The sequence below is a fragment of the Chryseobacterium antibioticum genome (assembly GCF_012927325.1).
Classification (GTDB): Bacteria; Bacteroidota; Bacteroidia; order Flavobacteriales; family Weeksellaceae; genus Chryseobacterium; species Chryseobacterium antibioticum.
This window is the reverse complement of record NZ_JABBGI010000036.1, coordinates 25162-41564: the sequence shown is the minus strand read 5'-3', so window position 1 is coordinate 41564 and position 16403 is coordinate 25162. Positions and strand designations below refer to the sequence as shown.

The 16403-nt window shown below is 33.3% G+C and carries 8 protein-coding genes; 1 reads left to right on the top strand and 7 read right to left on the bottom strand.

What is annotated here, in order from left to right; all coding sequences use genetic code 11:
• Nucleotides 1–820 precede the first annotated feature (820 nt).
• Nucleotides 821–1165, top strand: a complete 345-nt coding sequence (locus HHL23_RS20230; RefSeq protein WP_169236554.1) for a hypothetical protein — start codon at nt 821–823, stop codon at nt 1163–1165.
• A 604-nt stretch (nt 1166–1769) separates the two neighbouring features.
• Here HHL23_RS20230 and HHL23_RS20225 read toward each other — a convergent pair.
• The 7 genes from HHL23_RS20225 to HHL23_RS20195 form a co-directional block, all read right to left on the bottom strand.
• Nucleotides 1770–2393 carry a DUF6882 domain-containing protein gene (locus HHL23_RS20225; protein ID WP_169236553.1) on the bottom strand — a complete coding sequence of 208 codons (624 nt, stop codon included), beginning with the start codon at nt 2391–2393 and terminating at the stop codon, nt 1770–1772.
• Between the two features lie 6 nt (nt 2394–2399).
• On the bottom strand, nt 2400–2957 hold the full coding sequence (locus HHL23_RS20220; protein ID WP_169236552.1) for a hypothetical protein: 558 nt from the start codon (nt 2955–2957) through the stop codon (nt 2400–2402).
• On the bottom strand, nt 2954–9658 hold the full coding sequence (locus HHL23_RS20215; RefSeq protein WP_169236551.1) for an RHS repeat-associated core domain-containing protein: 6705 nt from the start codon (nt 9656–9658) through the stop codon (nt 2954–2956). The genes HHL23_RS20220 and HHL23_RS20215 overlap by 4 nt, the downstream gene beginning before the upstream one ends.
• An 8-nt stretch (nt 9659–9666) precedes the next feature.
• The gene (locus HHL23_RS20210; protein WP_169236550.1) at nt 9667–10875 is read right to left on the bottom strand and encodes a lamin tail domain-containing protein; all 1209 of its coding nucleotides are present in this window, start codon (nt 10873–10875) and stop codon (nt 9667–9669) included.
• The gene (locus tag HHL23_RS20205; RefSeq protein ID WP_169236549.1) at nt 10872–12212 is read right to left on the bottom strand and encodes a tetratricopeptide repeat protein; all 1341 of its coding nucleotides are present in this window, start codon (nt 12210–12212) and stop codon (nt 10872–10874) included. Before HHL23_RS20205 ends, HHL23_RS20210 begins: the two co-directional genes overlap by 4 nt.
• Before the next feature lie 1059 nt (nt 12213–13271).
• Nucleotides 13272–15026: a TonB-dependent receptor gene (locus HHL23_RS20200; RefSeq protein ID WP_228464891.1), complete on the bottom strand. Its 1755-nt coding sequence runs from the start codon at nt 15024–15026 to the stop codon at nt 13272–13274.
• Nucleotides 15027–15029: 3 nt separating this feature from the next.
• The gene (locus HHL23_RS20195) at nt 15030–16388 is read right to left on the bottom strand and encodes a PKD domain-containing protein (protein WP_169236548.1); all 1359 of its coding nucleotides are present in this window, start codon (nt 16386–16388) and stop codon (nt 15030–15032) included.
• Nucleotides 16389–16403: the final 15 nt, after the last annotated feature.

The following is a 16403-nucleotide window of genomic DNA, read 5'->3' as shown; positions in this document are numbered from 1 at the left end:
GAAGGCTCAGGAGGAAGTCTAAGCACACAGCATAACCTCCTGCCCTAAGCCCATCAATTGAAATATGAATGAAATTTGTGTCCCCGTGAAAGCTGTAAAGCCGCAATGGATTTTTCGCCCCATTGTAACAATATTCAATCAGAATTCATCAACTATAAATCAAACAGCTTTAGCCTTCTAATTGGGCAGACCGTTCACAATATGTTTTTGTACTAAATTCCCTTCGTACTGAAAAATAATTTGGAAAATTAAAAGAAAGCGAGTACTTTTAAGGTGTGAGTTTAAAACGTAGTCTGCCTTTCCTTTTACTATTAAAGGAATCTCGGAGTGTGACGGTTATTAGTGAGCTATACCCTGCCTTTTACTTTATTGCAGACAGTGTTGCTAAAAAGCTGTAAGTTTTTTTAATCTGTAATACTGCCGGACTACGCCGGAGGTAAATAAGTAGAATGTTTGAAAATGTCGTCCTCATAAATATAGTTTTATATATGGAACGATGCTTTTAAGATATGAGAAGAATTCCTGCAAAAAAGCAAGGAGCGGTCCCACACTTTAGAGTCAAGGGCGACCAAACCCACTACTAAACCGAAGTTTAAAGTTTCCATCTAAAGTATACGTGAGAACCGCTCTCATGCCGTATGCAAAAGTAAGAAACTTTTTGACATGGAGCGATTTCACGAGTTTCTCGATGGAAAATTGGTCGTTTTGACTCGAGAAGACATCGTTTTATTAAACCCTTATAGGTTAATAATCAATTCGCTAAAGCAAATATAAGAATAAAATTCAAATATCCAACAGGTTGGATAAAAAAATATACTTAATGGAGAAAATTTTTAATTTTGAAATCACACAATTTGACTTTGATCTTATTAATCACGTAAGAATTCTAAGAAAATCAGTAGGGTTGAATAAAGAAGAACTAAGCTTAAAGATGGGGTTGGCTAAATCATTTGTAGGTAATGTAGAGTCCTATACTCAAAGGCATAAATATTCTACTCGTCATATAACTTTACTTTGTAAAGCTTTTAGTTTTAAAAACATTTCTGATCTTATGAAATTCCCTACTCCCAAGAATGATAAAATTAGAGTTACTGTGAGGCAGACCATGAATGACGCATGTACAAAAGTGATGAGTAGTGAGGTTATAAAAATCGAAGCTATTTAATTACACTTAAAATCACAAACAAATTAACTTTCATATATTTTAATTTTTGATATCAAATACTGAACTACTTTTTACATACAAAGTATTTTTACAAATTTGAGAAAATAAAATAAGCTGACACTCTATTTGAAAGACTTTTTACGCTTTAAAACAGCGTTTTAAGCTATTTTTTCAAGCTCCCGTTTTTCAAACTAGATTTAGTGAGGAAATGTGAAAATATTTTTAATAAAAGAATAATATACTGTAAAATATCCCCAACATCTTTTGCTGCAAACCAATAGATAGTTCAAAGAGGCTATATTATTAAAAAAGACCCTCCCAATGAATGCAGGAGAGTCAATAAATATTAAAAGTATAAAAAATTAAGCTTGTTAAATATAAAATATTTTGATATAAAAACACTTATTTTAAAAATCTAAAGCTATTCTCCAATAATCCGGTCTGTTTTACAGCGTTATTCTCTCTTCTCGCAGATATCAGGGCCTTTTTCTCGATATCACCAAATTTTTTAAAGCTTAATTTTTCCAAATAAATCACTAAATCGGCTTTTGAAACTGTAGATTGCTACCAACACAGATCTCCAAAAATATAAATGGAGCAAAACTTAATTATTAGAAATTTGATTAAACTCCTTTAATTCAAAATAGCAGTTCTCACAAACTAATTTAATTTGTGCAAAGCTTTCTGATTCTTCATTCCACTCACCATGCTCAACTCTTACTTTTTCACACTCATCACACCACGCTTGGAAGTCGTCATCTTCTGCCAATTCCATTCCTTTGTAAGTATCAAAGGCTTCCTGAAAACCTCTTACAGTTTTACAGTCTAAATGCTGGCAGACAAATCCTGGTCGCGAATAGCCGTGCTGGTTGCAGTCGACCGTTTTTTGTCTAAATTGTTGAACATCTTTAGAATTTCTTTCTTCAACAGCAGTAAGAACCATGTAAAAATCCAAATGGTCAGAGTTGACTTTATAAGCTCCTATTCCGTTTAGAAAATCCAAGCACACTGATGTCAGTTCCCATCCATCGAATTCATCGCTTGGAAAAGTTCCTTCCTGCAATTTTTCGTACTGATTTTTTACTCCAAACTCTTTGACTATCAGAAATTTATATTTACTCTTCTCAATAGAACTGTCATTGAACCAACTCCACATCCACGTTTGCTTTTCTTGCGAATAAGTTCCTACCGGGACATTATCAACCATCATATGCACTACGTAGTTCAATCCTCTTTATTTCTTTGAAATTAGTTTTACTTTACCTTTTAGTGTTCCTTCATAAATTTTATATCCTTTATTTACTAAACTATCTGCATATTTTTTACAACCATAATAATATGGTGATTGTTTAGTATGTTCCGTTTCAAAATCAACCATATAATTAGCATCATCTGTGATTTTATACCATCCCCTCAAAATGGAAATGTGCAGTACTGCTCTAATACTTTTTCTTGCAGGAACTAATAAAATATTGTCTTTACAATCTTTTTCATCCCAATCTGCAGGTTTAGATATAGGGTAGAATAAATAAGGAAGTAATATTTCTCCATTTCTATAAACTATACCTGAGTTCTGAATAAATCCGCGTGTATTTATAATGTAATTTTTATTTGTATTATTCTTAATTATAAAAGAATTCGCATTATAATAATTAGGAGCATTATTTATCATATTTTCCTTATCCAAATAAATTTGAAAGCAGGAGTCATTATTTAACAATATTTGAGATGTTACTTTTATATTGAAAAGTAAAGTGATGATAAGCAAAGTTTTTAAAATTAAATTTTTCATCGTATAAAATTAAAAAGTGAAAGGTGCACTTGCATAGAACGAATAATATGATTTTGTCCTATACTATTAATATAGCCCCCTGTCCATTTAGCTTCTTCCATATAAGCTCTGGATTCTATATAGTCATGACCAAATTGGAAATTATTCATAAAACTCTGTAAGCCAGATACAAAATCAATAGAATGTACCATTTCATGAATAAAAGTGCTGGCGAGACTATAATTGTTCCTTCCTGTCGATAATAAAACTTTTCCATTAATGGGATTTGTTATACCATAATCTTTATTTCCACCAATCGTTTGAATCATTCCATTGTTTAAACTTAAATACCCTTTATATTCGTTACCTTCCCATTGTGCAATAGTTTTTGCATCTGCAAATTCTGCCCATTGGGCACTCTTATCCCAATATTCTTTAAATATTTCCTTATATTTTGTCAAAATTTGCTGTGTTGATAATCCTCTTGGATCAATGTTATTTTTTTCTAAAATTTGTTGTATTTTATCTTTTACTATTATGGCTTCTATAGCGGCAAACCCCATATGTACCACGTGATTCAATCCACTAGTTATCAACCCTTGCTTAAAGCCATCCCAGAAATTCCCTCCGGCAATAGTTGAACTGATACCACCACTTAATCCTCCGGTAGTTATCATAATAGCTTTCAATAAATCTGGATTTTTATTTCCAAAATTACCAATACCCCCTAATCCCTGCATTCCACTTGCAACAATAGAAGAAACTGCACCACTTAAAAATGCTGAACCTCCAAACTCACCACCCATTGCTGCCATATTTCCACTGCTCAGGGCATGTGCTCCAGCTTCAAAGAGAGCTTTACCAAAGCTTAGTCCCTGCCCAAACATGGAAGTAGCTGCCGTACCTATTCCAAAGCTGATAGCTCCGGAAACAGCTCCCATTACAGCAGATTTCCCCATTCCGTACCAAAACGGTATTCCGCTGATCATATTCATGATTGCTTTCGTCGTTATAGCCACAGCTACTCCAATAACCACTGCAACTCCCAAGGAAATAAATTCATTACCATCCTTGTCTACATACAACAAAGGATTATTGTATACATATCCAAAGCGATCATAATTTTGAGTGTTGAATGGATCTTGTACAAAATTATCCGGACTCAAGAATTTTCTGAGAATAGGATCATATAAACGTGCGTTCATATTGATAAGTCCAGTTCTCCAAAGATGTTCATGACCGGTATACCCCCTATCCAGGAACATGGTATAATTATTAATTGTCGAAGGGTCAGTAATCAGCTGTCCCGAAGCATTAATCAGTCCTTTCAAATTTCCCCAGGCATCAAAGAAGCGTTTTTCTACTACAGAACCATCTGTTTTAGAAATAGCAAGAATACTACCAATATTATCACGGTGCAGATAGTAATTGCCATTTTCTGTAAGAGTTCCGCCGTTCAGGATTTCCTTTTTAATATAATTTGCAGAATACGGATCTCCTGTAATATAAGTAACAAGCTGTGTTTTTCCATTACTTTCTTTGGTAATCTCAACAGCAAAATCTGAAGAATACCATTTATTCTGCCCGGTAACAGAAGACTTCATGGAATATCTTGTTTTGAGAATATTATATTCAAAACTCAAATCTTCTTTTCCTGCAAGGGTAATCTGAAGTGGACTTTTGAATGCATTGTAAGTAACTGAAGCAAAGCCTCTTTGTGCATTTACATTTTGCCCGTTAGTATTGAAATCTATACCCTTGAGTTTATAATCACTTTCATTGTAATTGTACTTTCCAAGTTCTGTGTTGGAAGTAATTCTTCCTCTCTTATCATAGGTATACTGATTAGTGATTACACCATTTACAGCTTCCGTAAGTAACCGATTCAATAAATCATAGGTAAAATCTTCTTTTTTTCCAAAAATATTATTTCTTCTGAAGTTCAGAATACCCTGTGTGGTATTATGATTATAATCCATATCCAACGCAACATTCCCATTATTGGTATTTTGATGCTTGATATTGAAAAGCGAATAATCCAGATCATAATATTGATTAACCAAAGTATATCCGTTACCATACTCCAGCTGCTTAGTCTGCCCTCTGGCACTTACATCAGAAAGATGCCACACCATGGTCCCGTTTTCATTATCATTTTGCTGCACCAGAATTCCATTAGCATCATATACGTTCTTAACCGAGGAATTAGAGGTGTAATTAGGGTTGGCAATAGTGGTGGACATACTTACTACATCTGCTCTTCCAAAAGAATCAAAGGTAGTAGATGATGTATAGGTGAAATCCGGGGTTTGTTCTTTTTTACCTTTTATACGGAAGTATTGATCGTAGTATGTAGTATAAGTAAATGTCTTTCCATTACTTACTCCTGTAATGGTTTCCGGAAGCTTGGTCTGTCCATTATAGGTATATGTTTTTTCAATATTGGTATTTTCAGCAGGGGTATTGCCATAAACTTTTTCTGTAAGAGGTCTTCCCAGATTATCATAAGTATACAATGTATAACCTTTAGGCGTGGTTTCCTTAGTTATCCTACCTAGATTATCATATTCATAAGTAAAGATTCCCGCAGAAGGGTCTGTGATCTTTGTTTTACTACCCCATCCATCAATTTCAAAGGTTGTTTTTATTCCTTCATAATTGGTTTCTTTTAATGCCCCGTTAGGATAATAGAAATAATTAATTACACCTCCATGGTCTTGAAATCTGATAGTATTCCCCATCGCATCCAAGGTTTTTGAGTTTTTTTTGCTTACAAGATCATCTACCGTTACTTTCAGTCCTTCATAGCATGTTATGATATAATGGCCATTAAAATCAGTATTTTTTATCGGACGATTCAACTCATCATATTCTATGGAGTTCCATCTTACGGGTTCACCCTCGTAAAAAGGTTCTGAAAATCTGATTTTTCTTCCTAAAATGTCATATTCAGTTTTTACTACAGTCCATTTCCCATTAATAGACTGGGTTCTAGACTGAACTTCCCGATCGAACTTGTCAAAAGTCACAATAGTTTCCGTTCCACCATCTCTCTTTTTATGAAGATTATATATACCTCCTGTAGAAGCATCGGCAACAGATTTTGAGATCGTTGTCTTTTTTCCTAGGAAATCAGTAATTTCCGTGATATTTCCCCAAGAATCATAGGTATAGGAAGTTGTAACTCCCAATGGAGAAACTTCTGAGTCGGTTCGTCCTAATGTACTAATAATAGCAGTAGAGAATAATCCATCCGCAGTGGTGGTTTTGTTTACATACCTATTGGTAACATCATAATCATATGTGGTCGTTTGTGGAGTAATTCCTGTAGCAGATAATGTTTCAGTCTTTAGGTTTCCAACATTATCATATGTATATGATGTTATTACAGGAGTAGCATTAGGTTGGTTTCCATATTTCCTTACTTCAGAAACATTTCCATTCGTAAAATATTCAGATTCATTCTTAGTGGTAAAAGATAATCCATCTTTATAAGTTATGCCTTCTACAGATGCAATTTTTCCATAGAAATTATGGTCCCCGTTAGAAAATGCCTGTTTATAAATATATTTGGATATTGATGATCCTACACCACTGAAATCAGTCTCTGCAGACTTGAGTTTTAAATCATCAGTTTCATCATAGATATATTTTTTACTGATTGTAATCTTTTTGAGATAATCTTTGGACACTTCGTCAGTAGCTAAGATAAGATATTGGTGATTTCCCTTATCAAACTTTTTGTTTGTCGTTATATTTTCTGTAAAGAATTTGTTGATTCCTCCATAAGTGGATTTTACCACTGCATTATCCATTTCGGGAGCTCTGGTATCTATCTTCCAAAATACTGCTTTTGCAGGATTTTTATTAATATATTTTCCTCCCTTTATTTCCGTTTCATATGCATCACTAGAATATGTTTTCTGGAAACCCAGAAATCCCTTCCCTTCTAAATGCTGTATTCCGTTTTCATAACGATACTCTTTTGTTAATATTTTGCTATCAAAACTAGTATGAATCTTATTGACCAGGTAAAGAGCAGCATTGGTTTTATGAACATAGTAAGGGTATTTAAGGTAATCCTGTGACTTATATAGATAAGTAAGCTCACCCTTATCTGTTGAAAAATTATCTTTCGGAACCATATTCCTGTAGTCAACTTTCTGTAAAACATCAGTCCCGTTATTTACCTCCTGTATCTGCTTTTCTAAAAAGTTGCTGTTATCTATCGTAATACTGGTAGATTGACCGACAAGAGGATCATAAATATATGCTCCGGATTTTGACATATTTAAATAGTCAAAATTGGTAGCAGAAACAATAAGTGATAATGGAGAGATCTTATTGCTTTCTATAGGAAACGATGATAGTTGTTGAAAAGTTCCCCCTTGTAAATTCTTATTTTCATAAAAATTTACCATATTAACTAGTGAAGAAATAAATTGTGTTGTGGTAAGTGGACCCGTTTTTCTAGATAGTATATTGGGTAAATTATCTATATTGACCATTGCTAAAGATCCATTAGCACTATATTTTGCTTTACCTATTTTATCCAGGGTAATAATATCTGATCGCCCGTCATTGTTAAAGTCGGTTACAATAATATTATGAGTGGAATATCTGGTATACTCATATTCATCCGGTTGTCCGTTCCAGAATTTTTGCCAAAAAGTAGATCTTTTTATGTAATTGCTTTGAGATGGCTTTAAATAAGCTATTTTTTGTTGAGTATAATCTTCCTGATTCTTTATAAAAGATACTCCATTCCCTGTATATTTCCACCAAAGCAGTGTTTCTGTCTGCATCCTATAATATGTATCACCAAGCTTCAGTCCGGAATTATCGTCCACAGGGATTTCATATACAGTTTGGGGTGTTAAGAAGTCCGTAAGGCCATCACCATTAAAATCTCCTAAAAAAAGAGGCGTTTTCGTCCCAAAATTTGAAAGGGATTGATCAGAAATAAGGGTGCCAATAGTATTATTCTCTAAATTGATTTTATAGACGGAGTACTTAGCACCATACTTATCTATAGCTAACAATTCAGGAAGTCCATCACCATCAAACTCAATGGGATAAATATCTCTACTTGAAATATTTAAAGCTTCACTTAAAATGACTGGGTTTAGCTGTACAGACGCTCCAGCATTTTGTTTTCCTATTTCTGCCCAATAGATTCTGTTGCCTCTCGTGAAATTTTGTGGCTCTATGATTAAGAAATCGATAAGGCCATCATTGTTAAAATCGCCTTGTACATATTCTCTTCTTGTCTCATCTCTTGTATAGGTAGTTTGATATATTCCGGAATTGTAATTGTCATAAGGGTCAGGTGAAACATAGTTTTGCACTTCAACCAACCCTCCTTTTACCGGAACTGTTACTTTTCTTTGATCTCCGGTAATAAGATTCTTAATTTCAAAAATAATCTCATCTTTCAATTGCTGATTGGAAGAATTATTTGGATTGTCAAGATCAGCAGTCCCTACTGATGTTTCGTTAACAATAATTAACTGATCTTTTTCAGTGATCCTATTATTCAGGTCCAATACTTTGCCTGAAAACAATAAGGTTCCTGAATTATTGGTAGTAATATTAGTTACATTGGTATAAGAATAAGGTGTACCAATTTTTAAGTTATACCCATTATTAAGTCTTTCCTGGAAAACAGGTTGTATTTTTTCAATATCATTCTGCAAAAAGTCCCCCATAGTCACACTTCCTAATCCTGTAGTAGAATAACTAAGCTTAGACTGTGTATTTCCGGTAACTTTAACGGTTCCTGCATTAGATGTATTATAATTAAAATTAAGAGGTTTTAAACTTTCCCCATTTTCATTATTGACAAGAATAGTTCTTAACCTTTCTACACTATTATCTTCAACAAAATCGTAAGATAGTGTATACTTTCTGTACAAAGGATTATAAGAAGATCCTGTATTGATTTCAGAAAGAACTTTTGATGTGATATAAGAAATCCCTTTTCTGAATATTTCTATGTTTTTTTGTCTGGCTTTATAAATAAAATTAACATAAAACTTATCATTGACAGGACTATTTCCACCATAAGAAACCTTGGTAACTAAAGGAACATTATTTTCTACCTGGTAAGAATAATGCACTTCATTATTAAAAGAATCAATTAATGAAGAGATGTAAAATTGCCCAGTTACCAACTCTTTATATTTGGCAATTTTGCCATCGGTATATTGAATGATAAACTGAAACTCTCCAGATGCAGGCTTGCTAATTTTAACCTTAGAAAACTTTTCTGTAGTAAATTCAGTAGCGTTTATCTTAATTAATCTTTGCCCATCCAGGTAATAAGGGTCTGTATCATTAAACTGGCTGCCAATTGTAATCCCGTCAATTTCTTTACTTTTTCCTCCACGTGTAATAGTGGAAAGCCCAACAATGTTCCATCCCCAACCTGATTGCCCATTACCATTTTGGCTATTGTATACTAACGCTACATTAGGTTGTAATCCATTTAACCCTTTTATTACTTCTATTGGAAGAGCATAGGTAAATGCCCCCGATTCACTCACACTCATTTCTGCATTAACTGAAGGTACCAATACAGAAGGGAATGTTTTTTGATTTGAAGTAGAATTCTCAGAATATCCGGAAGTACTGTATTGCAATGAAATTTCCTGAATCTGTTGGGATGGGAACAATGAAAACAGTATAAAAAATGTAAATAAAGAAAATATTTTTAGTCTCATTTGTGAAATTACCATTTTAGAATGTTTTTAGAAACTACCTGTCCGGTATTTAAGATAAAATTTGCTACGAATGATCCTGGAAGCTGATTTTGCAAACTGCAGGAAGTTGTATTGATTCCTGGAGTATAATTGTATACTAATAACCCTGTAGCATTAAAAACCTGTAAACTTTGAATTTTTCCCAAGGCCGGACCACTCCATGTGATCGTAACATTATATTGATCGGATGCCTTTGTAGGATTAGGATATATAGTAATATTGTTTTTAATCTCTTCTAATTCATCTGTAGTAAGCCCTGAGGATCCGACAGGAGGAGTACTGCTGCTTCCGCAATTTGAACCAGCAATCAGATTTCCTGCACTATCATACGAAAAGCAGGCTCCCCCATTTCCGGTAAACGAACCAGAAGGAGACTGTGAAATTTTTTCAATAGTAATAGGACAAAGTTTATTGACTAGAAAGTTAACATTATCACTCCAATCCAAAAAGGAATAATTCTGTTGAAAATCTTCCTTCACTATTTCATCGTAACTTTCCATATCAGGAATATATTCTGCTTCTAAAGGATTAGGGGTAGCTGTGTAATTATAAGTATCAATTGTTTGGGGAGCATTAGGATCCATCGTAGTTTGTGGATCAGGATGGTATTGTATTGATTTAATCGTATAAAAATCAGCAGGTGTTGACCATATGTTTTGAATGTAATTAGAGTTGGGTTCATTCCAAAACTCCCATACAAATTCACTTTTTTCAAGGAGTGTATATCCATTAAATGAATAACCTAATGATATCTTGTCTTTTTTGTTTCTGAGCAAGATTTTATCCTGGTAAATAATTTGACTTTGTTTACCTGCTGTAGTAGTAAATAGTTCTGTAAAAGGTGTAGTATTGTAAGGCAATACACTATATGCTATAACTAGGAACTTTCTACTCTTAATTGTTATTTCTGGAAACCAAAAAATGCCTTGCAAGTCTTTTAAATACCAGTTTTTAAGGTTAACTTCTTTATCACTGAAATTATATATTTCAATAAACTCCCCTCTATGATGTTTTTTCTTATCAATAATTTCCCCGGTAGGTACACCGTTGACTTTTCTATTATAACGGAGCATTTCATTGTCTGGAGTATTAGTGTACACCTCAGTAATCATAACTTGAGAGTATAGCCAATTTGTGGATATGAAAAGAAGTAAACAAATAATAAATTTCATTTTCATAACTTATGGATTAACTTTTGCAAATTTTCGATGTGGATATTTTTTGTAAAATTCCTATTCTGATTCATTAATGCCATAGCCTGTATAAGCATATCAGAATTGTCAATATAAGACTGAGGATTAACTGCTATGCTAAGTACTTTATTTTTCCCTTCATTATTTCCGCTTTTTACACAATAATCTGCAATCAAAATATTCATACGATCAATGGAGTGTGTATTTGATATTCCATACATGTCTTTACATTGATTTAATATCTTATCTTTGGCAGTGTTAAGCTGATTTGCCAATATATCAAGTTTTATTTTTCGTGTATTAAACTCGAATCTCATATTAGGAGCAGTTATTTCCGCTTCTAAAAATGATATTAATTGAGAAACATTGGAAGGGATAGAAGAATTTTGATGCTCAGCTTTTCTAATGTAGGCATCTATTAAAGCCAAAGCCGACCAGAAATTATTTTTTAAGGTATGATTCTGCGTTTCAATGGAAATTAAAATATCATGTTTTTTTTGGTATTTTGACAAATCCCGGATATATTTTAAAAATAAAGGATCATTTTTATCTATAGTATTATAATAAGTTAGCGCTTTATCAAGAGCTTGTGAATTCTCTTTATTTTTTCGAAGCTTTTTAAAAGAATGTTTATAGAGCTCCCGGATATGTTGCTTTCTATCTTTTGAATAAGGTTTTGCTAATAATTTGTTTAATTTTGCTTCGAGTTGTGTTGCTGTTAGTGAATCAAATCTATTTTTAAAGTTTTTATATTGCTGTTTTTTGTAGGTTCTGAGAGCTAAATTTTGATTAGGATTTTGAGTATCTGCATTCCATTCTAAAAGCTTATTAATCCTAATATATTGTTTTTGTAAATTTTTATTATTTGGTTGGGTTTGGACAAAGTTTTCATACTTCTGCTTTACTTCAGATAATAATCGTCCACCGAAATTAATAAGATTTTTGATCTTTTTATTTCCTAGGGCAGCACGGAGATATTCCTTATAAAGACGTTGTTTGAATTCAACATTATTTGGGTTTAAAAGTAATGCCGATTTAAACATCAGTATAACCTGCCATTCTTTGTTTTTTTGGGAAAGTAAAATTTTTCTCATCCCATCATATGCTCTAATATCATTGGGATATTGGACTATAATTTGCTGATAGATTTGATTTGCCTGATTATATTTTTTTTGCTTTCTAAGATTAGATGCTGATTTTAATAATGTATTTAAATCAGACAAAATATATTCAGATTTCCTTCTTGTAAATAAAAGGTTGGGAAATAGCAATGAGAAAATCCCTAAAGAACTTAAGGATAAGAACTTTTTTCTGGTTATCATTTTATTGTTTTTTTGAAAAAAAGGAGAAGAAAGGATTTCTAGCCTCTATAATGGTACCCCGAAGGTTATATATACATTGTTTAACTTCTCCTTATGATTACAAATATAAAATTATAATTCAAATAAAAAAGAATAATTTTATTATGTTAACTCCTTACACAAAGATATATAGGTCAACAGTATATTTCTTTGGGAGAAATTGTAAGAATATGACAGTACACTTTAGGAATCTTTACAGAAGAATTTGAATATGAAGAGACTAATGGCCTGATATGAAAAATATTTTTACAATTAAGAAAAAGATATAAGTGAACCGAATAGCAAATTAGTGTAAATTGCAGCAGACGATCACCGACAAAATTAAGGTTAATTCTACTTTCAATACAAAAATTAGTCGGTAATATAAGCAGAGAACAATATAATTGAATGTACCAACTCTAAAAAACGGAAATATTATTTGACTTACAATTCAATTTACCCTTTATAGTAAAGAAATTTGGCAGTCTACTAAAAAATAAAATTTGATACATTTAATTATATTAGAACCTAAATTTATCATCAAAAAAATAGATAGGAAACCTACCTCTGCGGCTCATAATATTTCAATTCTATCAATTAAAATTGCTCAATAACTAGTAAGTTTATATATTTACAGTATTCAATTTGAAAAAAATTGTCCAATTTCCAAAGGTGGAATATTAGGTTACCTAATAAAATTAATTTTCTTAAAACCTTTATTAAAAGGCGACAAGAAAGAAAACATATATTCCTGGAGAAACCACTGGAAATTAAACAATTTCTAACAAAACCCCTCAAATTGTACAATTTGAGGGGTTATTTTTTTGATCATATATCAAAATAAGACAAATTCTCTCAAAGTAATGGTGACCTTTTCGGTTACCTGGTAAACTTCCCTGTTTTTGAAGACTTTCCCTTTTTCAAACAGTTAATAAATATAAAATACACTCTAATACACTAAAACTTCTTTAGCATACAGCCAACAGGGAAGTTTACCACGAGACCTCACTTTTCTTTAAAATTATTGAATCTTTTATACTTTTAAAAACTATAATTATATCCTACCGTACAGGTCATTTCATTTAAATTGGGATTTTCAATGACCTGATCTGTATTTCTGAACATCTGAATAAAAGCAAGATCAAAGCTATGTTTTTTCCACGGCATATAATTAGCTCCCAGCCTGAAATTCATCACATTGATATTTGCCGTTGAACTTCCTGAATGGTTATAAGATGCTCCAAAACTCGTTTTCAATTTATCTTCTTTAAGAAAAGCCTTTGTAACTGTTAATGCCGGCCCCCAAATCGTTGATACTTGAGAAGCCGCATACATATGGGTAAAATTAACAGAGGCAGCAATATTCATTTTCTTTTCCGGAAAACCCAAACTATAATTAGCATTAGCATTATGAAATCTTGATATCCCTCCTCTTCTTACGATACCATTTTCTCTGTTAACCATCTCGTTTAAGGAATAGTTGATATTGATATTCTGTACTTTTTCCTTGCTGCTGGAAATGATATAATTAACATTAATATTGGTATTCTGTGAAATCTGCTTATAATCTATCGAATCTTTTGGCTGCTGAATAAGCAGGGGATTATTATTAATAGTATTAAATTGGTTAAGCTGCTTATTGGTAAACATGGTAAAGTTAGAATAACTCGCTGTAATCATCAATTTATCTGATGCTTTCAGGTTTGCATTAACAGCCCCAACCCAACGGCTGGTTTGCTTAATCTTCTGGTTATCCAGATTGTCTCTTTGCCTTCCTACATTAGCAGAAAGTGCTAGCCTATCTTTCAATAATGTGAAAGAAGAATTAAGGGTAATATTTTCAAGATCATTGTTAAAAAAATAGGCCCCCAATGTTTTATATCCCGGATCTATTCTTTCATATTTTACTCCCACCATTCCTTTTTTAAGCTTAAGGTTTACCCCTCCGTTATATGCTGAGTAGTTTTCCATAGATGAATTAGGGGAAAGAAACCCGGCTGCCAATCCCTTTTTTTCTGCACCATCAGCAGTTGCTCTCAGATCATTAACCAAAGCGGTATTGGCATATTCCCCGAATACTTCCAGGTTTTTATCAATCATAAAACTTCCTGTCATAGATAATACCAGATTCTCCTGCGGCAATACTCCTTTTGTATCCGGAGCTACTGACAAAGAATTTACATCGTCTTTTGCATAAAAGCCAATCAATCCTAATTTATATCTTTCTTTCTCCCATCTCAAATGCGTACCATATCCCATTCTTTTGTAAGCCGGAATCGTATTCGGATTTCCATCATCTTCAATAGCTTTATTAAGCCTTCCTGTCATCAAAGCTACTTTAAGAGGCATATTAGGGTTCAGCTCTAAACCGGCACCTGTAAATAACAATCCGTTAAATGTATAAGGGGAAAATGTCATATTAGCGTCCCCGATATATGCCTTTATCCATTTATATTTGGGTGCAATACTTATTCTGTTGAATTTAAACGGCACCTGATACCCTAATTGGCTCCCTTGATTAGTCAAACTATACGATATAGGCATTGACCACCGATACAAACCGAGATTAAGATTTCCATTTAGGAAATAAGTAAACGGAGCTCTTCCATTATACACATTGGAGCTGTAAAAAACAGAATTAGCAGAAACTCCACCGCTTATTTTAAAAGGGTTCTTTTTGAGCTCCTCCATTGTCCTTTTCCCCAAATTTTCCAAGTCTACCTCCTGTGCTTTATATATTGTGCCTGCAGAAATAAATAGAGATAGTGCAAAACTTCTTATATAGATCTTCTTCATAAATTAAGGCTGTTTTTGAACTTTAATATCTACCAGAATATAAGAGCTTAAACCGTTTTCAACAAAGCTTTTAACCTTAACAGCTCCTTTTCTGCCATCTGCTGTCTGGAACAGGATAATCCTAGGAACAACAGAATTATTGAAAGGTGATTTTCCGGCATTGGTTTCTGTTACGGTAATGGTATTAAAATCATTTCCTGAGTCTAAAGTATCAAAACCAGTTGGAGAAAGCTGTGTCCCAACCAGTTCCTGTGAATTGATAATTTTAGAGTGGGTGGCATTAGGAATAGCCATAAATCCTGTATTCTGAACTTCATCCGGCGATACAAACTGATTGTACATGAAGGAGGAATTCAATCCAAAAAAAGCAAAATCTATTTTGGAACCATTTCCTGCATTTACATCACTTTGCTTCAATACCGTTCCTAAATTAGATGAAAAGAAACATCCAACAGTAGAATGGGCTGTATTAATTCCTAATCTAATATCTGAAAATGACAGTAAATTACTATCCGGTAAAACGGTTACCTGTTTCTGTAATATCTTAGTTTCTTTATCATTCGTTGCTTTCAAAATAATGGTATACGTTCCCGCCGACGGCAGGTTGATATCAGGACTTGCCGATGTGGAAGCTGAAGGATTTGCACCAGCAATGATCCATTCATATGTAAAGGCATTAGTCGACATATTATTCAAGTGTAATAATACCGGAGCTTGATAATCATTATCAATAGGATCGACAGTCCAGTTAAAATCTACTGTCATTGCAGGCTTTACCGTTACTGTTTTCTGGGTTGAATAGGTTTCCAGTCCATTGGAAATGGTCAGTTTAATCACATGATCTCCCGGAGTTGTAAATACTACATTTGGATTTTGTGCATTTGATGTTGCAGGATTACCGCCTTCAAATTCCCACAGATATTGCGTAGCTCCCAATGACTTATCTATCATCTGTAAGGTTACCGGAGAAATATCGCTTCCCTGCATCTGCCATTCGAAATCTACATTCATGGAAGCATCGGCTTTTACTTCTATTTCCTTTTCATCAACATTTCCATCTTTATTGGAGGCTTTTAATTTTATTTTGTACGCTCCAGGACTGGCATATGTAATAGGCTGCGGACTTTTCTCGGTCGAACTTGTAACGGTAGCTCCTTCAAATGACCACTGGTACGTCTCCGCTCCTGTTGATTTATTGGTAATTTCCACTTTTACAGGCACAGAATAGTCATTATTGACAACTTTTATGCTAAAATCAGCCTCTACCGGAATACTTTCTTCCACTGCACACGCATTGAGTACAAATGCGAGTACAGCAAAAAGAAGGAAGTATATTGTTTTTAGATTCTTATAAAATTTCATCTGTTGTTTTTTAGT